The 23442-nt window shown below is 66.9% G+C and carries 18 protein-coding genes; 7 read left to right on the plus strand and 11 right to left on the minus strand.

All coding sequences use genetic code 11. The features are described from left to right. The first annotated feature begins 8 nt into the window (after window positions 1-8). The 4 genes from A9K58_RS03770 to A9K58_RS03785 are packed head-to-tail and all read left to right on the plus strand — an operon-like array spanning window position 9 to window position 3560. The gene (locus tag A9K58_RS03770) at window positions 9-1226 is read left to right on the plus strand and encodes a nucleoside permease (RefSeq protein WP_065198057.1); all 1218 of its coding nucleotides are present in this window, start codon (window positions 9-11) and stop codon (window positions 1224-1226) included. Window positions 1227-1238: 12 nt separating this feature from the next. After that, window positions 1239-2363, plus strand: coding sequence for a Gfo/Idh/MocA family protein (locus A9K58_RS03775; RefSeq protein ID WP_065198058.1), 1125 nt, complete (start codon window positions 1239-1241; stop codon window positions 2361-2363). Between the two features lie 18 nt (window positions 2364-2381). Continuing rightward, window positions 2382-3245, plus strand: a complete 864-nt coding sequence (locus A9K58_RS03780; protein ID WP_065198059.1) for a sugar phosphate isomerase/epimerase family protein — start codon at window positions 2382-2384, stop codon at window positions 3243-3245. An 18-nt stretch (window positions 3246-3263) separates the two neighbouring features. Next, a complete protein-coding gene (locus A9K58_RS03785) occupies window positions 3264-3560 on the plus strand; it encodes a c-type cytochrome (protein WP_065198060.1) in 297 nt (98 codons plus the stop codon). A 12-nt stretch (window positions 3561-3572) separates the two neighbouring features. Here A9K58_RS03785 and A9K58_RS03790 read toward each other — a convergent pair whose 3' ends face one another. The 5 genes from A9K58_RS03790 to A9K58_RS03810 form a co-directional block, all read right to left on the minus strand. Further along, window positions 3573-4331 carry a 3-keto-disaccharide hydrolase gene (locus tag A9K58_RS03790; RefSeq protein WP_065198146.1) on the minus strand — a complete coding sequence of 253 codons (759 nt, stop codon included), beginning with the start codon at window positions 4329-4331 and terminating at the stop codon, window positions 3573-3575. Beyond that, window positions 4331-4906: a gluconate 2-dehydrogenase subunit 3 family protein gene (locus A9K58_RS03795; RefSeq protein WP_065198061.1), complete on the minus strand. Its 576-nt coding sequence runs from the start codon at window positions 4904-4906 to the stop codon at window positions 4331-4333. The genes A9K58_RS03790 and A9K58_RS03795 overlap by 1 nt, the downstream gene beginning before the upstream one ends. Further along, on the minus strand, window positions 4906-6591 hold the full coding sequence (locus A9K58_RS03800) for a GMC oxidoreductase (protein WP_065198062.1): 1686 nt from the start codon (window positions 6589-6591) through the stop codon (window positions 4906-4908). The genes A9K58_RS03795 and A9K58_RS03800 overlap by 1 nt, the downstream gene beginning before the upstream one ends. A gap of 27 nt (window positions 6592-6618) precedes the next feature. Continuing rightward, window positions 6619-7515: a hydroxypyruvate isomerase family protein gene (locus A9K58_RS03805; protein ID WP_065198063.1), complete on the minus strand. Its 897-nt coding sequence runs from the start codon at window positions 7513-7515 to the stop codon at window positions 6619-6621. 204 nt (window positions 7516-7719) lie between these two features. Next, the gene (locus A9K58_RS03810; protein WP_065198064.1) at window positions 7720-8280 is read right to left on the minus strand and encodes a single-stranded DNA-binding protein; all 561 of its coding nucleotides are present in this window, start codon (window positions 8278-8280) and stop codon (window positions 7720-7722) included. 290 nt (window positions 8281-8570) lie between these two features. Between A9K58_RS03810 and A9K58_RS03815 the strand changes: the two genes are divergently transcribed. After that, window positions 8571-9602, plus strand: a complete 1032-nt coding sequence (locus A9K58_RS03815; RefSeq protein WP_065198065.1) for a LacI family DNA-binding transcriptional regulator — start codon at window positions 8571-8573, stop codon at window positions 9600-9602. 112 nt (window positions 9603-9714) lie between these two features. On the opposite strand, the gene A9K58_RS03820 is transcribed toward A9K58_RS03815, so the two are convergent. The 5 genes from A9K58_RS03820 to A9K58_RS03840 all read right to left on the minus strand — a co-directional run bounded on the left by A9K58_RS03820 (window position 9715) and on the right by A9K58_RS03840 (window position 16090). Further along, window positions 9715-10032, minus strand: a complete 318-nt coding sequence (locus tag A9K58_RS03820; RefSeq protein WP_065198066.1) for a hypothetical protein — start codon at window positions 10030-10032, stop codon at window positions 9715-9717. A 141-nt stretch (window positions 10033-10173) separates the two neighbouring features. Next, window positions 10174-10560, minus strand: coding sequence for an SseB family protein (locus A9K58_RS03825; protein WP_065198067.1), 387 nt, complete (start codon window positions 10558-10560; stop codon window positions 10174-10176). Between the two features lie 126 nt (window positions 10561-10686). Then, window positions 10687-12402, minus strand: a complete 1716-nt coding sequence (locus tag A9K58_RS03830) for an alpha-amylase family glycosyl hydrolase (protein ID WP_065198068.1) — start codon at window positions 12400-12402, stop codon at window positions 10687-10689. Next, window positions 12402-13889 (minus strand): MFS transporter, encoded by a 1488-nt coding sequence (locus A9K58_RS03835; protein WP_065198069.1) that lies wholly within the window; start codon window positions 13887-13889, stop codon window positions 12402-12404. Before A9K58_RS03835 ends, A9K58_RS03830 begins: the two co-directional genes overlap by 1 nt. Then, on the minus strand, window positions 13886-16090 hold the full coding sequence (locus tag A9K58_RS03840; protein WP_065198070.1) for a glucosidase family protein: 2205 nt from the start codon (window positions 16088-16090) through the stop codon (window positions 13886-13888). The genes A9K58_RS03835 and A9K58_RS03840 overlap by 4 nt, the downstream gene beginning before the upstream one ends. A gap of 243 nt (window positions 16091-16333) precedes the next feature. Here A9K58_RS03840 and A9K58_RS03845 point away from each other — a divergent pair, with 243 nt between their 5' ends. After that, the gene (locus tag A9K58_RS03845; RefSeq protein WP_155760425.1) at window positions 16334-18382 is read left to right on the plus strand and encodes a glycoside hydrolase family 97 protein; all 2049 of its coding nucleotides are present in this window, start codon (window positions 16334-16336) and stop codon (window positions 18380-18382) included. Between the two features lie 277 nt (window positions 18383-18659). After that, a complete protein-coding gene (locus A9K58_RS03850; protein ID WP_065198147.1) occupies window positions 18660-21416 on the plus strand; it encodes a TonB-dependent receptor in 2757 nt (918 codons plus the stop codon). Between the two features lie 231 nt (window positions 21417-21647). On the opposite strand, the gene A9K58_RS03855 is transcribed toward A9K58_RS03850, so the two are convergent. After that, the gene (locus A9K58_RS03855; RefSeq protein ID WP_065198072.1) at window positions 21648-23261 is read right to left on the minus strand and encodes an alpha-glucosidase; all 1614 of its coding nucleotides are present in this window, start codon (window positions 23259-23261) and stop codon (window positions 21648-21650) included. Window positions 23262-23442: the final 181 nt, after the last annotated feature.

Consider the following 23442-nt stretch of genomic DNA (forward strand, 5'->3'; position numbering starts at 1 on the left):
GGCAAGCCATGTCGCACGCAATGTCGCGCCTGGGCGCGATGATGTTTCTGCAGTTCTTCGTCTGGGGGGCATGGTTCGTCACCCTGGGAACCTACCTGGTGCAGGGCCCGTTGCAGGCCAGCGCGAGCCAGGTGGCTACCGCGTTCCTCAGCCAGTCCATCGGCGCCATCGTGGCGCCGTTCCTGGTCGGCCTGATCGCAGACCGCTACTTCGCGGCGCAGCGCATCCTCGCGGTGCTGCACCTGGCCGGGGCGGTGCTGTTGTGGCTGGCCTCCACGGCAACCAGCTTCAACCTGTTCTCTGCCTGCATCATGGGCTACATGCTGCTGTTCATGCCGACGCTGGCGCTGGCCAACAGCGTGGCCATGCGCCACATGCAGTCGCCTGAAAAGCAGTTCCCGCTGGTACGCGTGGCCGGCAGCGTCGGCTGGATCGTCGCAGGCGTGCTGATCGGCTGGCTGGGCTGGGAACAGGCGCATCGTCTCGAACTCACCTTCCGTATGGCAGCGCTGGCGGCGCTGGTGCTGGGCCTGTACGCCTTCACCCTGCCGCACACGCCGCCGCTGGCGCAGCAGCGCGATGCCGGGCTTGGGCAGATCCTGGGCCTGGATTCGCTCCGGCTGCTGAAGTCACGCGCCTACCTGGTGTTCTTCCTGGCCTCCATCGCCATCTGCATTCCGTTGGCGTTCTACTACAACTTCACCAACCCCTACCTCAATGATCTGGGCGTACGCGGCGCCGCGGGCCTGCAGTCGCTGGGCCAGGTGTCCGAAGTGCTGCTGATGCTGGCCATGCCGTTGCTGTTCGTGCGGCTGGGGGTGAAGACCATGCTGGCGGTCGGCATGGCGGCGTGGGTGCTCCGCTACGCCCTGTTCGCCTTCGGCGATGCGGGCAGTGGCTTCCCGCTGCTGGTGATCGGCATCGTGCTGCACGGCATCTGCTACGACTTCTTCTTCGTTACCGGCCAGATCTACACCGACGCACACGCCGGCCCCGCCGCGCGCAGCAGTGCGCAGGGTTTCATCACCCTGGCCACCTATGGCGTGGGCATGTTGATCGGTACCTTCCTGTCCGGTGCCGTGGTGGAGCACTTCACCACTGCAGCGGGCCCGGACTGGCAGCAGATCTGGTTGTTCCCGGCCGGCGTCGCACTGGTGGTGCTGATCGCCTTCCTGCTGCTGTTCCGCGACCGCCCGGTGGCTGCGGCCGCGTCGTCCACACCCTGAGGAGACCGGCCGATGCCCCAGCTTGGAATCGCCATCATTGGTACCGGCATGATCGGCGCGGTGCATCGCCGCGCGGCACTGCTGGCTGGCGCCGAGGTGCGCGGCGTGGCCGCCTCGTCGCCGCAGCGCGCGCGCGAGGTGGCGCACGCGTGGAATGTCCCGCGCGCCTATCGCGATATCGAGGACGTCGTCGCTGATCCGCAGGTACAGGTCGTGCACATCTGCACGCCCAACCACCTGCACCGCGCGATGGCGCAGGCCGCGCTGGAAGCCGGCAAGCACGTGATCTGCGAGAAACCGCTGGCGACGACGCTGGACGATGCGCAGGCGCTGGCGGCGCTGGCCGCCTCGACCGGACTGGTCGCCACCGTCCCCTTCGTCTACCGCTACCACCCGGTGGTCCGCGAGGCGCGTGCGCGCATCGCGCAGGGCGATCTGGGGCCGCTGCACCTGATCCATGGCAGCTACCTGCAGGACTGGCTGCTGGACCCGGCCAGCAACAACTGGCGGGTAGACCCGACACTGGGGGGCACATCGCGCGTGTTCGCCGACATCGGCTCGCACTGGTGCGACCTGGTGGAATGGGTCAGCGGCGAGCGCCTGGCCGAGGTCAGCGCGGCGTTCGCTACCGTGATTGCCGAGCGCGGCGCCGTCAGCGCGCAGAGTTTCAGCACCCCGGCGGCGGGTGGCGCGATGCAGGCGGTCGCAAGCGAGGACGTGGCCACGGCGATGTTCAGGACCGGCGCAGGCACGCTGGCGTCGTTGACGGTCAGCCAGGTCTCGGCCGGGCGCCACAACCGGCTCTGGTTCGAGATCGATGGCGCCAACGCGAGCGTGGCCTTCAACCAGGAGGATGCAGAACGGCTGTGGATCGGCCGGCCCGAGCAGCGCGAGGAGATCTTCGTGCGCGGCCCCGGTGCCGGCAGCGCCGAGCAGCGCCGGTTGTCGGTGTTGCCAGCGGGGCATGCGCAGGGCTATGGCCAGTGCTTCGAGGCGTTTGTCGCCGACACCTATCACGCCATCGAGGGCGAGCGACCGGACGGCCTGCCCACGTTCGAAGACGGCGCGCGCTCGGCGCGGATCGTCGATCGCGTCATTGCATCGGCCAGGACACGTGCCTGGACCACCATCGCCTGACCCCGGGAGGATCCATTGATGAAAACCCCTGTCCGCAGGACCGCAACCCTCATGCTGCTGCTGATGGCCGCTCTGCCCGCCTTCGCACATGAAGCCACCGGCGTGCAGCAACCCATCGCGGTGCAGATGTATACACTGCGCAATGCCGGCTCGCTCGAGCAGCAGCTGGAGATCGTCCGCAGCGCGGGCGTGCATGCGGTGGAAACCGTCGGCACGCAGAACACCAGCGCCGCGGAACTGAAGCAGCTGCTGGACCGGTACTCGATCAGGGCGGTTTCGTCGCACGTGCAGCTGGCCGAGCTGCGCAACAACCTTGATGGCGTGGTGGCCTTCAACCGCGCGATCGGCAACACCATGCTGGTCGTGCCCTACCTGGACCAGAAGGACCGCCCGCGCGATGCCGCCGGCTGGACCGCATTGGGCCGGGAGCTGGGCCGGATTGCCAGGCAGGTGCGCGGCAAGGGCATGCAGCTGGCCTACCACAACCACGACTTCGAGCTGGTCGACTTCGATGGCCGCACCGGACTGGAACTGCTGTTCGCCGCCGCCGGCCCCGACCTGAAGACCGAACTGGACCTGGCCTGGGTCGCGCGCGCGGGCCTGGACCCGGCCGTGATGCTGGGAAAGTTCCGCGGCCACGTATTTGCGGTACACGCCAAGGACAATGCGCCCAAGGGCCAGGCCGAAGACGAAGGTGGCTTCGCTGCGGTCGGCCAGGGCGTGCTGGACTGGAACGCGATCCTGCCCGCCGCAGCGGCCGCCAACGTGCAGTGGTACATCCTCGAGCACGACCAGCCACGCGACCCGGCCAAGGTCATCCAGGCCGGCGCGGACTACCTGCGTGAACACCTGCCCAACGTGCCCGCCCGTGCACGGCACTGACGCATGAAGGAGTTCCCCATGAAGATGATCCTGGCAGTGGCCGTAGCCCTGGGCGGCGTGAGCCATGCAGCGGCAGCCTGGGCCAAGGACGATCCCGCCGCCGGCGCGAAACTCTACGCCCAGCACTGCACTGCCTGCCACGGCGCGGAACGCGCCGGCGTACCGCCGACGTTCCCGGCGCTCACCGACGTCGGCAAGCGGCTGCAGCCCGCCCAGGTCAAGGACAAGATCAGGAAAGGGGGGGGACTGATGCCCCCCTTTGCCCAGCTGTCGCAGCAGGAGATCGACGACCTCGCCAGTTACCTGGCGAAATAGCCGGCAACGGCGTTACAGCTCGCGCACCCAGATGTTGCGGTAGCTGACCTTCGAATCATGCTCCTGCAGGTAGAGCGGCGCACACCCGTGCGGCGAATAGGAGGGGGGACCGATGTACTCGGTCCTGCCCGCCACCACCGTGTCGTCCTGCACCAGCACACCGTTGTGCAGCACGGTGATGCGCGCCGGCGAGGTCAGCCCGCCGCCCGGCGAGAAGCGCGGCGCCTTCCAGACGATGTCATAGGCCTGCCACTCACCCGGTGCGCGCGAGGCGTTCACCCGCGGCATCGCCTGCTTGTAGATCGAGCCGGCCTGGCCGTTGGCGTAGGTCGGGTTGTTGTAGCTGTCGAGCACCTGCAGCTCGTACAGCTCCTGCAGGAAGATCCCGCTGTTGCCCCGGTTCTGGCCGTCGAAGCCCTTCGTTTCGGTGGGGGTACGCCATTCGACATGCAGCTGGATATCGCAGAAGCGTTGCCGGGTGCGGATACCCTTGCTGCCCGGTACGACGGTCATGGCGCCATCGGCGACCTTCCAGGGCACACGTCCTCCCTGCTCCCCCTCCCATGCCGAGACGTCCTTGCCGTCGAACAGCACGATGGCGTCGGACGGCGCCCTGCCCGCTGGTGCCGCCACGACCGCAGGTACGGGGGTCCACACTTCGGTCTGCTTTGGGTCACGCGCAGCATCAGCACCGTCCTGCGCGACTGCCGCCGCAGCAGCCAGCAGGCCCGCGGTGGCCAGCAGAACGCGGGGCATCCTGGTGTCGTCCATCAGCTGGTCCCCCACGCAGGCGTACCGGGAACGTAGGCAAGGTCGCCGTCGTAACGGCCCGGCACGGCGACGTATTGCAGCACCCCGGTCGCACCGACCTTGGAGGTGAAGAAGCCGAAGATGGCCAGCTGCTTGATCATCGTGAAGTAATGCGGCATCGCCTCGCCCTCTTCGGGCGTTCCGGTTTCGGTCACGTCTGCATTGCGCGCCTTGGCTTCGGCATCCAGTGTACGCAGCAACCCGGTGCGCGCTTCCGGCGTGAGCGACACGAAGCGGCCACCTGCGCGCTTGTCGATGTCGGCCAGGCCGGCACGGAATACCGACTGCTGGCGGGCGGTGTAGCAGTCGCTGACGAACGTCGCCATGAACAGGCCGGCACCGGCATCCTTCGCGCCTGGCGTCCGGGTCCTTGGCAGGATGGTCTCGGCGATCTCGTCCAGCATGCCGATATCGGCATCGGAGAACGCGGGCATCGCGCCCGCGGCCGGCACCTGCCCTTGCACCAGCGCCGGCAGGCCGACCATGGCCGCGCCGGTGGCGGCGACGATCATCTTCAGCAGTTCGCGGCGATCCATCACAGGTTCCCCGCTTTCAGCTCGCGCACCGCATGGTCGGCGGCACGGGCCGTCAATGCCATGTAGGTCAGCGAGGGATTCACGCAGGCGCTGGAGGTCATGCAGGCTCCATCGGTCACATAGACGTTGGGCGCATCCCAGACCTGGTTGTGTGCGTTCAGTACGGAGCTCTTGCGGTCACGTCCCATGCGCGCGGTTCCCATTTCATGGATGCCCTTGCCTGGGGCATAGTCATTGTCGTGCATCTTCACGTCCTTGACGCCGGCGGCCTCCAGCATTTCGGCGGCATCGGCGGCCATGTCCTTGCGCATCGCCAGTTCGTTGGCGCGCATGGACACGTCCATCGCCAGCACCGGCAGCCCCCACTTGTCCTTGCGGTCGCGGTCCAGGCGGATCGTGTTGTCGTGGTGCGGCAGCATCTCACCGAACCCGGTCATGCCGATGCGCCAGTCACCCGGCATGGTCAGCGCTTCCTTCAGGTCGGCACCGATGTTCAGTTCGGCGATCTCGCGCGACCAGCCGGTACGGCTGGCACCGCCCTGGTAGCCGAATCCGCGCAGGTAGCTGCGCTTGTCGGCGGCGACGTTGCGGAACCGCGGAATGTAGAAACCGCAGGGACGACGGCCGAAGTAGTACTTGTCTTCGTAGCCCTCGACCCGGCCCGAGGCACCCGCACCGAAATGGTGGTCCATCACGTTGTGCCCGAGCTCCCCCGACGAGGAGCCCAACCCGCCGTCCCACACATCGGTGGCCGAGTTCATCAGCAGCCAGGTCGAGTTGAAGGAGGATGCATTGAGGAAGATGACCTTGGCCGTGTACTGGTAGGTCAGGCCGGTTTCGGCGTCGATGACCTCCACACCACGCGCACGCTTGCGGTCCTTGTCGTAGAGCACTTCCTTGACGATCGAGAACGGCCGCAGCGTCAGGTTTCCGGTCTTCATCGCCGCCGGCAGCGTCGCCGACTGCGTGGAGAAGTAGGCACCGAAGGGACAGCCCAGGATGCACTTGTTGCGGTACTGGCAGTTGACACGGCCCTGCTCGGGCATCGGCTGGGTAATGTTGGCAGTGCGGGAGTGGATCATGTGCCGCGTTCCGCCAAAAGCCTTCTTGATCCGCGCGGCCACGTCCTTCTCGACGATGTTCAGCGGGATCGGTGGCAGGAACTCGCCATCGGGCAGCACGTCCAGCCCTTCGCGCGTACCGGCGATGCCGGCGAACTTCTCCACGTAGTCGTACCACGGCGCAATGTCGGCATAGCGGATTGGCCAGTCGGTGGCGAGGCCCTCCTTGAGGTTCGCTTCGAAGTCCAGGTCGGAGAAGCGATAGCTCTGCCGGCCCCACAACAGCGAGCGGCCACCGACGTGGTAGCCACGGAACCAATCGAAGCGCTGGGTCTCGATGTAGGGCGACTCCTGTTCGTTCGCCCACATCCCTTCCAGGTTCTCGGCCAGCCCGTAGTCGCGCATCAGCACCGGGAACCTTGCCTTCATCGCCTGCGTCGGACGGTTGCGGTGCGGGAAGTCCCACGCCTCCTTCATCGCGTTGACGTAGTCCTTGACGTGCTCGATGTTGCGGCCACGTTCCAGCATCAGGACCTTCAGGCCCTTTTCGGTCAGCTCCTTCGCCGCCCAACCGCCGCTGATTCCCGAGCCAACAACAATGGCGTCGTAGTGATTATCTGCCATGGGTTTCTCACCTGGGTGGATATCGTTTCAGACGTCGCAGAGGCGGATCGCCTCGCGCAATGAACCAACGGGATCGGGCGCTGCAGGCATGAACTCCTGCGCCAGATACCCCTCGAAACCGGTGTCGCAGATCGCGCGGCAGATGGCTGGATAGTTCAGCTCCTGCTGGTCTCCGATCTCATGCCGGCCAGGCACGCCTGCAGTGTGGTAATGCTTGAAGCAGGCATGGTGTTTCCCGATGGTGGCGATGATGTCGCCTTCCATGATCTGCATGTGGTAGATGTCGTAGAGCAGGCCGAAGTTGTCCGAGCCGAGCCGTTGGCAGAGCTCCACGCCCCAGGCCGAGTGGTCGCACAGGTAATCGCGGTGGTCGACCCTGGAATTCAGCAGTTCCATCACCAGCACCACGCCGCGTTTCTCGGCGTGTCCGAGGATGCGCTTGAGCCCGGCTTCGGCATTGGCCATGCCTTCGTTGGGATCCATGCCATTGCGGTTGCCGGAGAAACAGATGAGATTGCGGTAGCCGGCGTCGGCGACCAGGTCGATGTGCCGCGTGTAGCGCTCCACCAGCTCATCGTGGAACTCACGGCCGGCAAAGCCCTTGGTCAAGCCCAGCTCCGCGCCGTTGCACATCGAACTGTAGACGCCGTGAGCCTTCAGCGTGGACCAGTCTTCGGGGCCGACCAGATCGATGGCGGCAAAACCAATGTCCTTCACCGTCGCGCAGAGCTGGGCGACGGGCAGCTGCGGGAAGGTCCAGCGTGCGACGGCGTGCTTCAGATTGCCCTTGAGCGGCGCAGTGGCGGCCAATGCGGGCATCGCCCCCGCAGTACACAGGGCCACGCTGCTGGCGACGGCCATGCGCAGCGCATCGCGCCGCGTGAGGCCCGGGGGCGGGGCCGGTCTGATCGAGCGGATGGACATCTACCTTCCGGCCTCCCAACCGGTGTCGAACGCCAACGATTCGCTGCAATGCAATCGATTGCACCATAGAGGAGGAAATTGATCCTTTGCAAGTCGCGGTGCACGAAAACGGATGTTGCGCGGCACAACGCCGCAGGAGACGAGGAAAAAAGAAAGGCCCCGCATGAGCGGGGCCTTCTTTTTCTGCTGCGAACGGGCGTTCGATCAGAACGGAATATCGTCGTCAGCGAAGTCGTCCATCGGCGGAGCCTGCTGCGGCTGCGGGCGCTGGTTGCCACCCTGGTTGCCGTAACCGCCGCCCTGGTTGCCGCCCTGGTTGCCATAGCCACCGCCCTGGCCGCCACGCTGGCCGCCACCACCACCGTACTCCTGGCGCGGCGCCTGCTGGCGCTGCGGGCGCTCGCCGCCGTAGTTGCCACCACCGCCTTCACCACGGCCGCCCAGCATCTGCATTTCATCGGCAACGATGTCGGTGGAGTACTTCTCCACGCCGTCCTGGCCGGTGTACTTGTCGTAGCGCAGGCTGCCTTCGACGTAGACCGAGCTGCCCTTGCGCAGGTACTCGCCAGCAATCTCGCCCAGCTTGCCGAAGAACACCACGCGGTGCCATTCGGTACGTTCCTGCTGGTTGCCATCCTTGTCCTTGCGGACGCTGGTGGTGGCCAGGCTGATGCGGGTGATCGCCATGCCGCTCTGGGTGTACTTCACGTCCGGGTCGTTGCCGAGATTGCCGACCAGGATGACTTTGTTGATGCCGCGCGCCATAGGTACCTTCGTCCGTTGTCCAGGGGCAGGCCGCCAGTGATAGCACGTCCCCGGCCGGGGGTGCAGTACGCTGGGCCGCCCCTGTTGAAATTGGGGGAATGCAAGAACGATGCATCTTAGCATTGCCGCCATCTTCTGCCCGGTCAGAAGACCCCGCCCACACCGACGGATTGAACCGATTTCCTTGTCCGGCAAAGACTTACCCTCGCTCCCGCGGGGGACCGGAGGGCATTCGCCTCTGCCCATGGCATCATGCCCCGGCATCGCCCCCTGCTCCCCTTTACGTGCCCATGACCATCAAAGGCAAAGCCACCTCCCTGGACATCGCCCACCTGGCCGGGGTCTCCCAGCCCACGGTGTCGCGGGCCCTGCGCGGCAGCCCGATGGTCAACGCCGAGACCCGCGAGCGCATCCTGCGCATCGCCCGCGAGCTGAACTACAAGGTCGACAAGAACGCCTCCAGCCTGCGCCTGCGCAATGCCGGCACGCTGGCCCTGCTGTTCTTCGAGGACCCGACCAACGACGACTCGCTGATCAACCCGTTCTTCCATTCGATGCTGGGCTCGATCACCCGCGCCTGCGCCCTGCACGGGCAGGACCTGCTGGTCTCGTTCCAGCAGTTGTCCACCGACTGGCAGGCCGATTACGAAGACAGCAACAAGGCCGACGGCATCATCCTGCTCGGCTACGGCGACTACCATGAGTCGCGTGACCGCCTGCAGCGGCTGGTCGAACAGGGCACGCACTTCGTGCGCTGGGGCGCTGCCCTGCCCGGCCAGCCCGGTGTCTCGATCGGCAGCGACAACTTCCAGGGCGGGCATGACATCACCACCCACCTGCTGCGGCAGGGCTGCCGCCGCATTGCCTTCCTTGGCCATGCCTCCAGCCACTACCCCGAATTCCAGGAACGCTACCGTGGCCATGTCGCCGCCCTGCAGGAACACGGCCTGAGCGCCGAGCCGGGGCTGCAGCACGACGCGATCACCACCGAAGCTTCCGGCCAGGACGCCTGCCAGGCACTGCTGGCACGCGGAACGCCGGTCGATGCGATCTGCGCGGCCAGTGACCTGATCGCCATCGGCGCGATGCGGGCCCTGCGCGAGGCCGGCCTGCGGGTGCCGCAGGACGTGGCGGTCACCGGCTTCGACGACATCCCGCTGGCGGCCTCGGTGTCGCCGGCGCTGACCACCGTGCAGCAGGACACCAAGCAGGCCGGACAGCTGCTGGTGGAACGCCTTCTGGCGCTGATCGGCCGGCAGCCGGTGGACAGCCAGAGCATCCCGGTGAAGCTGGTGGTGCGGGAATCGTCGCTGCGCGGGTAGGCGCCGCTGGGCCGGCATCGCTCTTGGCCTCGCCCGCGTTGTTTGGCTTGGTCGTACCCTAGTGCCAGTGCCGAGCCGTGCTCGGCAAACTACCCGCGACAGGCGCGCAGGTTCAGCGTGCCCCGGCCTTCGGCCCCAGCAACGCCAACAGCACATAGACCACGATCGAAGCGACGGTACCGAGCGCCGCCGGCAACCCGAATGCCCACGCCGAACGGCCCTGCTGGTGCGCCCACTGGGCCAGATGCCAAGCCGCGCCCAGGTTGATCAGCCAGGCAATGACGAATGCCGGCCACTGCACCATGCCCACCGCGCGCAGCAGGGGCACGGACACCAGCGCGGCGACGATGGCTGCGATCAGGAAGATCAGTGCGGAGCGGGAATGGCGTGATCGTGCCGGTGAGCCGGCAGGTAATTCCCTCAATTCCATGGCAGAGCCTCGATCCTGGTGTCATCCAAAGGGGATCGCGTACGGCACCCGAAGGGAAGCGTTCTGTAGCTTCGAGCCGTGCTCGACCGATCCGGCATTGCGCGAACGGCAGCCGAGCATGGGCTCGGCTCTACAGGACAATCAGCCCTGGGCGAAGTCCTTGAGGATCTCGCCGATGCCGCTGGGCGAGATCTCGAAGCCCAGCGGCGTGCCCGGGTTGATCACCACGCCGTAGCCGCCCGGCACGCGGCGCAGCACGTCCAGCATCCGCCAGCGGATCTGGTGCGCTGCCTGCTGGCTGTAGATGCCCACCCGCGACGGATCGGTGAACACCGACACATGGAGGGTGCCCTGCTTGTCGAACAGCAGCGGATCGAAGCCGCTGCCGTCGGGGGTAACCAGGCTGCCAGTCAGCAGCACCACCTCGGAGGCAACGAAGGCCTCCATGAAGCCGCGGATCGGTACCGCGCCGTCCATCGCAGCCTTCAGCAGGGTTTCGATCGGGGTCTGCGGGGCGAGGTCGGTCATGGCGGTACGGCGGGGAGGTAGGGGGCCTATTGTAGAGCCGAGCCGACGCTCGGCTGCCCCTATCTGCGTTCCGTAGAAGCGCGGCCGAGCATTGGCTCGGCACTACAGCCGCCCGGCCCAGGCCCATCAACGCCCCAGACGCTGGTCCCGCGCCCGCTGGTCGGCCATCGCCTTGTCCAGTTCGGCCTGCAGCGCAGGCTGCTGCACGGCGGCATCCAGCACATAGACCTTCACCCCGTGCGCCGGCACGTCCACCTTCAGCGCGCCGTCCACCCGCACCGAACCGCCGTCCAGCGCATCGCGCCAGCGGCCCGCCTGGACGTAACGCGCCACCGTGAAGGTCCGGGCCTGGTCGCCCTTGTTCAGCAGTACCAGCGCGGTCTGGGCCACGCCACCGTGCTGCAGCACGCGGAAGAGCACCGCCTCGTCGCCCTGCAGGCGCTCGTTCACCTGCAGGCCACGCTGCAGTGCCGGAGTCGCTGCACGCAGCCGGGCGACGCGCTGAAGCGGTGCGAAGATCGGGCTCTGCGGCGCGGCGTCCACGCGCGCTTGGCCGAAGTAGGCCCGGTTGCCGGCGTGCTCTGCGCGGCCACGCATGAAGCCGGTCTCCGAGCCGTAATAGACCACCGGAATGCCGCGCGCGGTGAACAGCCAGTTGTGCGCGTCGATGAAGCCGTTGTCGCTGGCCTGCAGGCGCGGCATGTCGTGGTTGTCGTAGAAGCTCATCAGCTCATACGGATTGGCGTACGGACCACCACTCAGGTGCAGCGGCTCAGCCAGGGTCTCGAAGCCCATGCCGGCGGTGCCGAAGGCCTGCTCCAGTGCGCCGCGCAACGGGAAGTCGAGCACGCTGACGTTGGCGTTGGCCGGCCAGGTGTGCTCGGCGATGCGCGCGGCATCGTAGTCGAAAGCCTCGCCGAACATGAACATGCCCGGGTGCTCGGCACGGATGCGCTTGACGAAGGCATGCCACCACGGATGCGGCAGCCAGCCGATGGTGTCGATGCGCAGCGCGTCCACGCCCTGCGCGGTCCACTGCAGGTAGGCGCCGACCAGGTAGTCCATCACCGCCGGATTGTCCTGGTTGAAGTCGGACAGCTCGGCCAGATTGCCGTCGAAGATCGAACCATCCTTGCCGTCGACCGGGCCGATGTTGTTGTAGAACGCATGCAGCGGGTTGTGCTTCGGATCCAGTTCCTGCGGCGGCAGGTTCTGGTGGTCGGCAACCAGCTTTTCGTCCTTGTCGAAAAGCTGCCCGAACTGCGGCTGCCGCGTCGGCATGGTCCAGGCTGGCGAGCCATGGTTGCCGACGATGTCCAGCACCACCTTCAGGCCGGCGCCGTGCAGGCCTTTGGTCAGCCCGGCAAAGTCCAGGTCGCGGCTGGGCAGGTGCTCGTCGAGCTCGTAGAAATTGATGCCCCAGTAACCGTGGTAGCCGGTCTTGCCGCGGTCGGTCAGCGTGCTGGTGCAGCTGATCGGCTTGCTGCCGGTAAAGGCTTCGTCAGGATTGTCGACGATGGGGGTGATCCACACCGCGCCGAAGCCGAGGCTGCGGATGTACTGCGCATTGTCGAGCACACCGCGGAAGTCGCCACCGAGGTAGCCGATGTTGCCGTCCACCTTGTCCGGGCACGGCACGGGAATATCGAAGGTGCGATGCTGCCCGCCCTGGTCACGGTGGTCATTGGACGGATCACCGTTGACGAAACGGTCGGTGACCACGAAGTACACCGCATCGCTGGCGAACGGCTCGGTGGTACCGACATAGTCCGGGCGCGGCGCGGCCGCCGCATGGCCGGCCAGCAGCACCAGGGAAACAGCAACAGACAGCGCACCACGCATCACACCACCTCCGGACGGGACGGAACCCGCAGCACGCACAGCCCGGCGACGAGCAGGCTGCAGCCGCCCAGCACCAGCACCTGCATCGGCTGGCCGCCCAGCCAGGCGCGCAGGGCAAAGCCGAGCGCACTGGCCGCCACCAGCTGCGGGATCACGATGAAGAAATTGAAGATGCCCATGTACACGCCCATCTTCGATGCCGGCACGCTGTCGGACAGCAGCGCATACGGCAGCGAGAGAATGGACGCCCAGGCGAAGCCGACGCCGACCATCGACAGCAGCAGCCAGTGCGGATCGTGGATGAACATCAGCGAGACCAGGCCCGCACCACCCAGCCACAGATTGACCAGGTGGCTCCAGCGCAGGCCGATCGCCCGCACCATCGGCGGGATCAGCACCGCCGCCAACGCGGCGAAGCCGTTGTAGGCACCAAACAGCACGCCTACCCAGTTGGCACCTTCGTTGTAGGCCGCCGACTGCGGATCGGTCGAACCGAAATGGGTACCGGCCACCGCGGCAGTGGTGTAGATCCACATGGCGAACAGCGCGAACCACGAGAAGAACTGCACCCAGGCCAGGCGACGCATGGTCACCGGCATCGCGCGCAGGTCGCCTACAATGGCGGCCAGCATGTGGGTGGCCGGCAACGCGCGTGCGAGTGCCAGCAGCAGTCCGTAGCCGGCACACAGGCCCGCCAGCACGTACAGCATCCTGTCGCCCTGCCGCCAGGCGATCAGCAGGGCCAGCAGCACGCCCAGCCCCAGCCACGCCAGCACCTGGGTCCACGGCGCCGGGCCGCTGATCGCAGCCGCTGCATGGTGTACCGGAGGCTCGGCGTCGTCGAAACCGGCCAGCTCTGCCGGCGAGTATTCGCGGGTGCTGACCACCGTCCAGGTGATCGCTGCCAGCAGCACCACCGCACCGAAATAGAACGCATAGCGCACGGTGTCGGGCACTTCCCCGGCGGCTGCGGTGTTGGCAACGCCGAAGTGGGCCAGGATGAAGGGCAGGAAGCTGGCGACGATGGCACCCACGCCGATGAAGAAGCTCTGCATCGCGTAGCCGGCCGGACGCTGCCGTGGCGCCAGCTGGTCGCCGACGAAGGCGCGGAATGGCTCCATCGACACGTTGATCGACGCGTCCAGCACCCACAGCGTACCGGCAGCGATCCACAGCGTCGGCGAATTTGGCATCACCAGCAGCGCCAGCGTGGTGAGCACCGCGCCGATCATGAAGAACGGTCGGCGGCGGCCCCAGCGCGTCCAGGTGCGATCGGAGAGGTAGCCGATCACCGGCTGCACCAGCAGGCCGGTCAGCGGCGCCGCGATCCACAGCCCCGGCACCGCATCCATATCCGCGCCCAGCGTCTCGAAGATGCGGCTGGCGTTGGCGTTCTGCAGGGCGAAGCCGAACTGGATGCCGAGGAAACCAAAACACATGTTCCAGATCTGCCAGAACGACAGCTGCGGCTTGGCCGGGCGATTCATCGTGCGACCTCTGCGGCTGCAACGGGTGCCAGTTTCAGCGCCTGCACCTGGGCCTGGTTCAGCACGCCCTCGCGCCCGCCCTTGCCACCAGTGTAGTGCGCGAAGTGCTGCAGCGCGCTCATGTTGAACCCTTCTTCAAGCGTGGCCGTGCAGCGGCCCCTGGGTACGGCGAACGTGGCCGAGGTCGAATCCTGCACGGCCACGCTGTGCGGCAAGGTAACCGTATGCCGCTGCAACGGCTGGCCCGGGCACTGCAGCACGAGCTGCTTCACCGCAGCGGTAACGCCGGTGTTGATCGGCCCGTTCGGGTTGCGGTACTGCAGGCGCAAGCGCACCTGCCCGGCCTTGGCCGAGGTGAACTGCCAGCGCTTTGCACCCTTCAGCTGCTGCTGCGGACCGATGCAGAGCATCGGGCTGTGCAGCGACTCCAGCGACCCTTCGCGGGCGGTCAGGCTGAGGCAATGCTGCAGGCCATCGTCGCCGATGCGTGCCAGTCCGTTGTCGGCCGTGACCGCCCGACCGTCCTGCCACAGCACCTGGCCGGCAGCGACCGCGACGGTCCAGCCCTTGCCATTGCGGCGTGCCTGCGGCGCGGCCGGTGCAGCAGGTGCACGCGCGTTGGCATCGGCGGTGGTCGTGTCACTGCGCGTGGCTGCTGCGGCAGGCACCAGCTGCACGGTGGTGGTGGCACCGCGCGTGGTGACCTTGCCCGCCACCAGCAGGCCATCACCCACCTGCTTCGGCCGCTCCAGCACATAACGCTTGCCGTTGGCCTCCAGGGAGATGCGGCGTTGCTTGCCGAACAATTCGGGCACCAGCACGGCCGGCAGCTTGGGCTGCACGCGACCATCGTCCTGCACGCCGAACACTCCCTCGATCACCATCGACAGGTAACCGGCCACCGACCACAACTGGCGTTCGGAATTGACCACCGGGCCGCTGAGCGCCCCTTCGTCCACGTGCACCGCCTGGGTCACCAGCTCGTAGTTCTCCATGTTGGAGCCGGCCAGCGCGGCACCGCGCATCAGCGAGCGGATTTCGGCAGCGATGCGCGGCGCATCATCCAGTTGCCGCGCCGCACGCAGCGAGTAGGCGCTGACAAACGGCCAGATGGCGCGGTTGTGGTAGATCGGCTGCTGCGCTTCCTGTGGCCAGACCACCGGGCTGCCGGCCGGCCCCATCGGGTAGGCGGCCAGCGCGCGACGCGCGCGCTCGGGCGGCAGCACTTCAGCCAGGATGCCCAGCGACAGGCCGAGCAAATCGATCTTGGCGTACGGCACCGGGTGTGCGGCTTCGCCGATGTAGCTCATGTACTGGCCGGTATCCTCGCGCCAGAAGCGCGCATCGATCTGCCGTGCCAACGCATCGGCCCATGCCTTGTACTCGGCCGCGCGGGCATCCCCGCGCTGGTCCGCCAGGCGTTCGGCCAGGCGCAGCGCCTGGTAGTGCAGCACGTTGGTGGACAGCGCGTAGGAATCACCGATGAAGCGCACATCCTCGCGGGTCCAGTCCGGATAGGTCTGCTCGCGCCAGTCCAGGAACGAGGTCTCGCCACGGTACAGGCCCATCTGCATGTCGAATACCATCGCGCGGTCCTGTGCCAGCGTGCCCTGCAGCGCCTGCCAGACCTGATCGGCAAATGAGCGATCGTCCAGCAGATGGCGTGCGGCCAGGAACCACACCACGCGGTCGCTGCTGATCGGCCAGCTGCCGCCGGAACCGGTGTCCTGTGCGACGAACAGGCCGGAGGTATGCCCATCGCGGGCCGCCGACAGCTTGAACTGCAACGATTGCCGGGTGCGCTGCCGATCCAGCCGCGCCAGCGCCAGATCGGCGGCGAAGCTGACATCGCGGGTCCAGACATAGGGCCAGCGCGCACCGGTCTGGAAGCATTCGCACGGCACCGGCCGGCCCTCGTCGAACGCCGGATCGCGGATCGCATCCACGCGGTCCTGGTCCAGCTCCTGCTGGGCCAGCGCGAACAACGCATCGAACATCACGCTGCCGGTCTGGCTGCGCATCGGCATGGGCGCGATGCGCACCTCGCCGCGCCCTTCCGGTGTGCGCGCATGCAGCACGAAGCTGCCCTTGGCAGCGGCTTCGGCACGCGCATGGCGGCCGTCGAATTGCAGGTCGGCCGCCTGCGCGGTCGACTCCAGCGCTGCCCCCAGGGCAGCGGTCAGGCAAATGATCTTCAGCATCGAAGCGGCGGACCGGCTTGCGCCCGTCGGCCTCCCTCCCTCTCTGCACGCGTTGTAGGTCCGCAACACCGTTGCCGGTCGGCGGGCGCGGCCCCTCCCTCAAGGTGCCTTGGTCCCATGGTAGACGCGGGGCTGTCGGCTGCGTCCAGTTGCATACGTATTCATGGCATCGCGCGGCAGCACGCCTGCCTCGCTGGCTTATGGTCCGGATCGGCCAACGGTGCCTTGGGAGGGGCCATGCCGATGTCACCCATTGCTGTACGCACGGTGTTCGCGCACCTGTTCGGCCTGGCCCTGCTGGGCGCGGCCTCGCTGGCATACGCGGCCCCGCAGGTCGCCAGTGTCGAATCACCGGGCAAGGTGCTCAAGGTCAGCCTGGTGCTGGACGGCGGCACCGCGCGTTACCGTGTCGAGCGCCTCGGCGACACCGTGGTGGAGGATTCGAAGCTCGGCTTCGCACTGCGCGACGGCCGCCTGGATCGCGATTTCGCCCTGCTGGGCCAGCAGCGGCGCAGCATCGATGACACCTGGGAGCAGCCTTGGGGCGAGCGCCGGGTCACCCGCAACCATTTCAACGAACTGACCGTTCAGCTGGCCGAAACCACGGGTGGCAAGCGCCGGCTGGATGTGGTGTTCCGGGTCTACGACGACGGGCTCGGCTTCCGCTACGTGTTCCCCGAACAGCCGAACCTGCGCGAGGCGATCATCGACGACGAACTGACCGAGTTCGCCATCGCGCCAGAGTCCACTGCCTGGTGGATTCCCGCCGGCGAGCCGATCCACTACGAATACCTGTACCAGCGCACGCCGCTGCGCGAGGTGCCGCTGGTGCATACGCCGATGACCCTGCGCAGCCGCGATGGCCTGCACGTGGCCATCCACGAGGCCGCGCTGGTGGACTACGCCGGCATGTGGCTGCGCCGCACCGAGGGCCAGCGCCTGCGTGCGCAGCTCTCGCCCTCGGCCGAAGGGTGGAAGGTGCGCCGCGCCCTGCCCTTCGCCACGCCGTGGCGCACGCTGCAGATCGCCGACCGCGCCGGCGGCCTGGTCGAATCGGACCTGGTCCTCAACCTCAACGAACCCAACGCACTGGGCGATGTGAGTTGGGTGAAGCCGGCCAAGTACCTGGGCGTGTGGTGGTCGATGCACCTGGACAATGAAAGCTGGGCGACCGGGCCGAAGCATGCGGCCACCACCGCCCAGACGAAGAAGGTGATCGACTTCGCCGCCGCACACGGCTTCCGTGGCGTGCTGGTGGAAGGCTGGAACCCGGGCTGGGACGGCATGTGGGTGGGCAACGGCTACGACTTCGATTTCACCCGCGCCACGCCGGACTTCGATATCGAAGCGCTGTCGGCGTATGGCTTGAAGAAGGGCGTGCACCTGATCGGCCATCATGAAACCGGCTGCGCCATCGAGCACTACGAGGACCAGCTGGGCGCTGCGCTGGACCTGTATGCGCGGCTCGGCGTGGACCAGTTCAAGACCGGCTACGTCTGCGACGACGGCCAGGTGGACCGTCGCAACCCGGCCGGTGGGCCGCTGTGGCGCGAGTGGCATGACGGGCAGTTCATGGCCCGCCATCACCTGAAGGTGGTGCAGGAAGCCGCGCGCCGGCAGCTGTCGGTGAACGCGCATGAGCCGATCAAGGACACCGGCCTGCGTCGTACCTACCCCAACTGGATTTCGCGCGAAGGCGCACGCGGCATGGAGTACAACGCCTGGGGCCAGCCGCCGAATCCGCCCGAGCATGAGGTCAACCTGGTGTTCACCCGCATGCTGGCCGGGCCGATGGACTACACCCCCGGCATCCTCAGCCTGAAGGGCCGCCACGGCCAGGCCATCCCCAGCACGCTGGCGCGGCAGCTGGCGCTGTACGTGGTGCTGTACAGCCCGATCCAGATGGCCGCCGACCTGCCCGAGCACTACCTGCAGCACCGCGAAGCGTTCCGCTTCATCGAGGACGTGGCGGTGGACTGGGAACAGAGCCACGTGCTCGATGGCGAAGTGGGCGACTACGTGACGATCGTGCGCCGCGACCGCCACAGCCGCGACTGGTTCCTGGGCAGCATCACCGACGAGCATGGCCGTGTGCTGCCGGTCTCGCTGGGCTTCCTGGAACCGGGGGTGCGCTATCGCGCCGAGGTCTACCGTGATGGCGAGGATGCTGACTTCCGCAGCAACCCGTTTGCGTTCGCCCGCGAAACCCGCGAGGTCACCAGTACCGACGCGTTGACGCTGGTGCTGGCACCGGGCGGCGGCCAGGCCATCCGCTTCACGCCTGTTCACTGAACGTTTTCGGGCCTGCGCGTCCCTGTAGCGCCCGAGCCCACGCTCGGGCGGCGGTGCGCAGCACCAGAACGCAGCCGAGCGTGGGCTCGGCTCTACAGAACGAGACACCTGAAAGCGATTACATCCCTGCATCCGCCATTGAATACGTATGCAGGGTGATTCCCGCGAAGTATGCGCTGCCTACCATAGCGGCGACGACAGCGGCCACCGCGTCGCACGTTCACGGCCCCGCCGGAACGCTCACAAATCGATCTGCAACATTGCCTGGGAGGGGAAAATGTTGAACCACAAGCGCAGCGCGCTGAGTCTGGCGCTGGCCGTTGTGCTGGCGCCGTCGCTGGCCTCGGCTCAATCCACGCAGAACACCACGCCGCCAGCCGGCACCGCCGCCACCAACCTGGACACCGTGCAGGTCACCGGCATCCGTCGCGGCATCGAGAGCGCGATCGCGGTCAAGCAGGACGCCACTTCGGTGGTCGAGGCGATCTCCGCCGAAGACATCGGCAAGCTGCCCGACGTCAGCATCGCCGAATCGATCTCGCGCCTGCCCGGCCTGGCCGCGCAGCGCGTGGCCGGCCGTGCGCAGGTGATCAGCGTGCGCGGCCTGTCGCCGGACTTCGCCACCACCCTGCTCAACGGCCGCGAAGTGGTCAGTACCGGCGACAATCGCAGCGTCGAGTTCGACCAGTACCCGTCCGAGCTGGTCAATGGCGTGACCGTGTACAAGACGCCTGATGCGGCACTGGTCGGCCAGGGCCTCTCCGGCACCATCGACATGCAGACTGCGCGCCCGTTGAGCTTCCCCGACCGCGTCATCGCGGTCAGCGGCCGCCTGCAGAAGAGCTCGCTGGGCGAGGCCGCCAACGTCGATGAGTTCGGCAACCGCTTCAGTGCCAGCTACATCGACCAGTTCCTTGACAAGACCCTGGGCATCGCCATCGGCTATGCGCACAGCGACATGCCGATCCAGGAAAACCAGGTCGGCCTGTACGAGCCGTGGACCACCGAGCATACCGACAAGGGCGACCGCCCGGGCGTGGGTGCCGGCACCTACTTCTCCGATGGCATCAAGGCACTGCGCCGTACCGGCAACAACAAGCGCGACGGCGTGATGGCCACGATCCAGTTCCGGCCGAACAACAGCTGGACCAGCACCTTCGACGCGTTCCACACCGAAGCCGAGCAGATCGACACCGCCAACCAGTTCGAACTCAACCTGAGCAACTACAACGGCGGCTATATGCCTGGCCTGCTGATCAGCAACCCGCAGATCAATGCCAACGGCTCCTTCACCGGTGGCACCGCCAGCGGCGTCTACCCGCTGGTGCGCGGCATGTACAACAAGCGCAAGGACAAGATCGACGCCTTCGGCTGGAACAACGAGTTCAACTTCGCCGGGGTGAAACTGGTCGCCGACCTGAACTACTCCAAGGCCACGCGTGACGAGCTGAACCTGGAGAACAACCTGCAACTTACTCCCATGCCGCAGCTGGATACGATCGGCGTGGCGATCCGGCAGGACGGCTTCTCGCAGATCAGCCCGGGTCTGGACTACTCCAACCCTGACGCGCTGTTCCTGACCAACACCATCTACGGCTCCGGCTACGGCAAGGTGCCGAAGGTGGAGGATCGGCTGAAGGGGGCCAAGCTGGCCGCGACCATCGCGCTGCCTGAAGCGATGGCATCGTGGGCACCGGACCTGGACATCGGCGTGAACTACGCAGATCGCCGCAAGGTGAAAACCCAGTCCGAAGGCAACATCCTGCTCGGTGCACAGGGCGATGCCAATATCGCCCCGGACCTGCAGTACGATCCGGTCAACCTCGGCTTCGCCGGGCTCGGCACCATTCCGGCCTGGAACGTGCCTGCCGCCGTGGCGCGCTACATGACCTTCAATCCGGTCGACAACCTGGACTATCTGATTCCCAAGTCGTGGACCGTGCAGGAAAAGATCACCACGGCCTGGGCGCGCCTGAACATCAATACCGACATCGGCGTGGTCGGCGTGCGCGGCAACATCGGCGTGCAGATGCAGCACACCGACCAGAGCTCGGACTCGCGTTACTGGGACAGCTCGCAGGCCGCCGGAAACAACATCCAGCCCTATTCGAACGGCCGGACCTACAATGACTGGCTGCCAAGCCTGAACCTGGCCTTCCTGTTCCCGCACCAGCAGACGCTGCGCTTTGCCGCCGCCAAGCAGGTCGCGCGCCCGCGCGTGGACCAGATGCGCGCGGGCCTGGAGTTCGGCGTGGACACCAGCACCGGCCGCCCCGGCGGCAGCGGCGGCAATCCCCTGCTGGATCCCTGGCGCGCGACCGCACTGGACCTGTCCTACGAAAAGTACTTCGGCGAGAAGGCCTATGTGGCCGCGGCGATCTTCTACAAGGACCTGAAGAGCTACGTCTATACCCAGTCGGTAGACGACTACGACTTCACCGAACTGCTGGGCAGCTACGTGCCACCGCCGGGCATGACCACGCCCGTGCTCACCACCGGTACTTTCTCGGCTCCGCAGAACGGCAAGGGCGGCACGCTGAAAGGCCTGGAACTGACCGCGTCGTTCCCGCTGGACATGCTGACCGACAGCCTGCGTGGCTTCGGCGTGCAGGCCAGCGCGACGTTCAACAAGAGTGACATCAAGATCCTCGACCCGGAAAGCGCCTCCAGCGTCGGCACCGATCCGATCAGCCTGCCCGGCCTGTCCGACCGCGTCTACAACTTCACCGCCTACTTCGAGCGCAATGGCTTCGAGGCCCGCGTGAGCCAGCGCCGCCGTTCGGACTTCATCGGCGAGATCGGCAATTTCAACGGCAACCGCAGCCTGCGTTACGTGGTGGGCGAGAACGTGACCGATGCACAGGTCAGCTACACCTTCAGCGACAGCAGTGCCCTGCGCGGCCTGACCCTGCTGCTGCAGGGCAGCAACCTGACCAATGAGCCGTACCGCACCTATGCCGGCAGCAAGGACCGCCCGCTGGAGTACATCGAGTGGGGCCGCACCTACATGCTGGGCGTCAACTACAAGTTCTGACCACCACCGGGTCGTGCCGGCCGTTGGCCGGCAACCACCCCATCGGTAGCGCCGGGCCATGCCCGGCGACGGAAGCCAGGGAGCAGGACCGGAAACCCGCTGCGCAGGCAGCGGGTTTTCTTTCGCCCGGTCACCGGCAGGCCACCGACCGGCGCCCGGCCATGCCGCCCACAAAAAAGGGACGGGGCGCGTCGGCCCCGTCCCCGCAAGTACCGCCACCGGAGAAAACGGTCAGCTGCGCCGGGCGCAATACACCGCGCGTGGCGGCAGCTGGAGTTCATTGCCCTGCACCATGCCCGCATCCGGGCCCGGTACCGCCACCTGCTGCCAGTTGCCAGGCGGCAGCGGATGGCTCACCGCCTCGGCCGACAGGTTGAAGGCCAGCAGGAGGGTTTCATCTGCAAGCATACGCTCGAACAGCAGCACCGGCTCGGCGCTTTCAATGAATCTGATGTTGCCATGCAGGAGGGCTGGCTGGTTACGCCGCCAGGCCAGGAACGCACGGAAAGCCGCCAATACCGAGTGCGGGTCGCGCTCCTGCACGGCCACCGCCGCCGCCCGGTGCTCGGCCGGGATCGGCAGCCAGGGCTGCCCGGTGGTGAAGCCGGCCAGCGGCGCATCGGTCCACGGCATGGGTGTACGGCAGCCGTCGCGGCCCTTGAAATTGGGCCAGAAGGCGATGCCATAGGGATCCTGCAGGGCCTCGAACGGTACCTCGGCCTCGGCCAGGCCGAGCTCCTCGCCCTGGTACAGGCAGATCGAACCGCGCAGCGAACACAGCATCGCCACCAGCATCCGGGCCAGGCGCGGGTCGGCCGGGTGACCGCCCCAGCGGCTGACCGCCCGCTCCACATCGTGATTGGACACCGCCCAGCACGGCCAGCCTTCAGTCATCGCCGCTTCAAGGCGCGACACCGTATCGCGGATGTAGGCCGCGCTGTAGTCGTCCACCAGCAGCTCGAAGCTGTAGCCCATGTGCAGGCGGCCGTCACGGGTGTACTCCGCGGTGGTCGCCAGCGAATCCTCCGAGGAGATCTCGCCCAGGCTGACCGCCCCCGGGTATTGATCCAGCAGGGCGCGCAGGCGCTGCAGGAACGCCAGATTCTCCGGCTGGGTGTTGTTGTAGTAGTGGTACTGGTAGGCGTACGGGTTGTCCGGGCTGAAGCCGCGGCCCACCCGCTTGCCGGCGGGCTTGGCCGGGTTGTCGCGCAGTTGTGCGTCGTGGAAGCAGAAGTTGATCGCATCCAGGCGGAAGCCATCCACGCCGCGGTCCAGCCAGAAGCGCACGTTGTCCAGGGTGGCCTGCTGTACATCCGGGTGATGGAAGTTCAGGTCCGGCTGATCGACCAGGAAGTTGTGCAGGTAATACTGCTCTCGGCGCGGCTCCCACTGCCAGGCGCATCCGCCGAACAGCGACAGCCAGTTGTTGGGCGGGGTGCCGTCCTCGCGCGGGTCGGCCCAGACGTACCAGTCCGCCTTCGGGTTGTTGCGGTCCTGGCGGCTCTCGCGGAACCAGGCATGCTCGATCGAGGTGTGGCTCAGCACCTGGTCGATCATCACCTTCAGGCCCAGGCCGTGGGCCTTGGCCAGCAGACGGTCGAAGTCGTCCAGGGTGCCGAACAGCGGGTCGACGTCGCGGTAATCGGCGATGTCATAGCCAAAGTCGGCCATCGGCGACTTGAAGAACGGCGAGATCCAGATCGCGTCCACGCCCAGTGCGGCGATGTGGTCCAGGTGCTGGATGATGCCCGGCAGATCGCCCACCCCATCACCGTTGGCATCGAGGTAACTGCGCGGGTAGATCTGATAGATGACGGCTCCGCGCCACCATGGATAGTGCGACATCGACAGCCCCCCTCCGGGCATGCGGGACCCGCCGGCAGCGGGCCGAAATCCTGATTCCGCAAGCTTAGCGGCGGCCTCCCGGGCATGGCACAGCCTGCATACGTATTCACGCGGGCGGCAGGCGCGTCCGGGCCGCAGCGGCGGGCCAGCACGGCATGCGACGGAATTCACGGGTAGCGCC

The organism is Stenotrophomonas maltophilia (assembly GCF_001676385.1).
GTDB classification, from domain to species: Bacteria; Pseudomonadota; Gammaproteobacteria; order Xanthomonadales; family Xanthomonadaceae; genus Stenotrophomonas; species Stenotrophomonas maltophilia_J.

Coding starts and splice junctions, on each gene's coding strand:
- A9K58_RS03800 (WP_065198062.1), bottom strand. CDS start 6,591: ATGGCAGATAATCACTACGACGCCATTGTTGTTGGCTCGGGAATCAGC.
- A9K58_RS03795 (WP_065198061.1), bottom strand. CDS start 4,906: ATGGATCGCCGCGAACTGCTGAAGATGATCGTCGCCGCCACCGGCGCG.
- A9K58_RS03810 (WP_065198064.1), bottom strand. CDS start 8,280: ATGGCGCGCGGCATCAACAAAGTCATCCTGGTCGGCAATCTCGGCAAC.
- A9K58_RS03780 (WP_065198059.1), top strand. CDS start 2,382: ATGAAAACCCCTGTCCGCAGGACCGCAACCCTCATGCTGCTGCTGATG.
- A9K58_RS03775 (WP_065198058.1), top strand. CDS start 1,239: ATGCCCCAGCTTGGAATCGCCATCATTGGTACCGGCATGATCGGCGCG.
- A9K58_RS03825 (WP_065198067.1), bottom strand. CDS start 10,560: ATGACCGACCTCGCCCCGCAGACCCCGATCGAAACCCTGCTGAAGGCT.
- A9K58_RS03850 (WP_065198147.1), top strand. CDS start 18,660: ATGTTGAACCACAAGCGCAGCGCGCTGAGTCTGGCGCTGGCCGTTGTG.
- A9K58_RS03815 (WP_065198065.1), top strand. CDS start 8,571: ATGACCATCAAAGGCAAAGCCACCTCCCTGGACATCGCCCACCTGGCC.
- A9K58_RS03770 (WP_065198057.1), top strand. CDS start 9: ATGTCGCACGCAATGTCGCGCCTGGGCGCGATGATGTTTCTGCAGTTC.
- A9K58_RS03820 (WP_065198066.1), bottom strand. CDS start 10,032: ATGGAATTGAGGGAATTACCTGCCGGCTCACCGGCACGATCACGCCAT.
- A9K58_RS03840 (WP_065198070.1), bottom strand. CDS start 16,090: ATGCTGAAGATCATTTGCCTGACCGCTGCCCTGGGGGCAGCGCTGGAG.
- A9K58_RS03855 (WP_065198072.1), bottom strand. CDS start 23,261: ATGTCGCACTATCCATGGTGGCGCGGAGCCGTCATCTATCAGATCTAC.
- A9K58_RS03830 (WP_065198068.1), bottom strand. CDS start 12,402: ATGCGTGGTGCGCTGTCTGTTGCTGTTTCCCTGGTGCTGCTGGCCGGC.
- A9K58_RS03835 (WP_065198069.1), bottom strand. CDS start 13,889: ATGAATCGCCCGGCCAAGCCGCAGCTGTCGTTCTGGCAGATCTGGAAC.
- A9K58_RS03845 (WP_155760425.1), top strand. CDS start 16,334: ATGTCACCCATTGCTGTACGCACGGTGTTCGCGCACCTGTTCGGCCTG.
- A9K58_RS03785 (WP_065198060.1), top strand. CDS start 3,264: ATGAAGATGATCCTGGCAGTGGCCGTAGCCCTGGGCGGCGTGAGCCAT.
- A9K58_RS03805 (WP_065198063.1), bottom strand. CDS start 7,515: ATGTCCATCCGCTCGATCAGACCGGCCCCGCCCCCGGGCCTCACGCGG.
- A9K58_RS03790 (WP_065198146.1), bottom strand. CDS start 4,331: ATGGACGACACCAGGATGCCCCGCGTTCTGCTGGCCACCGCGGGCCTG.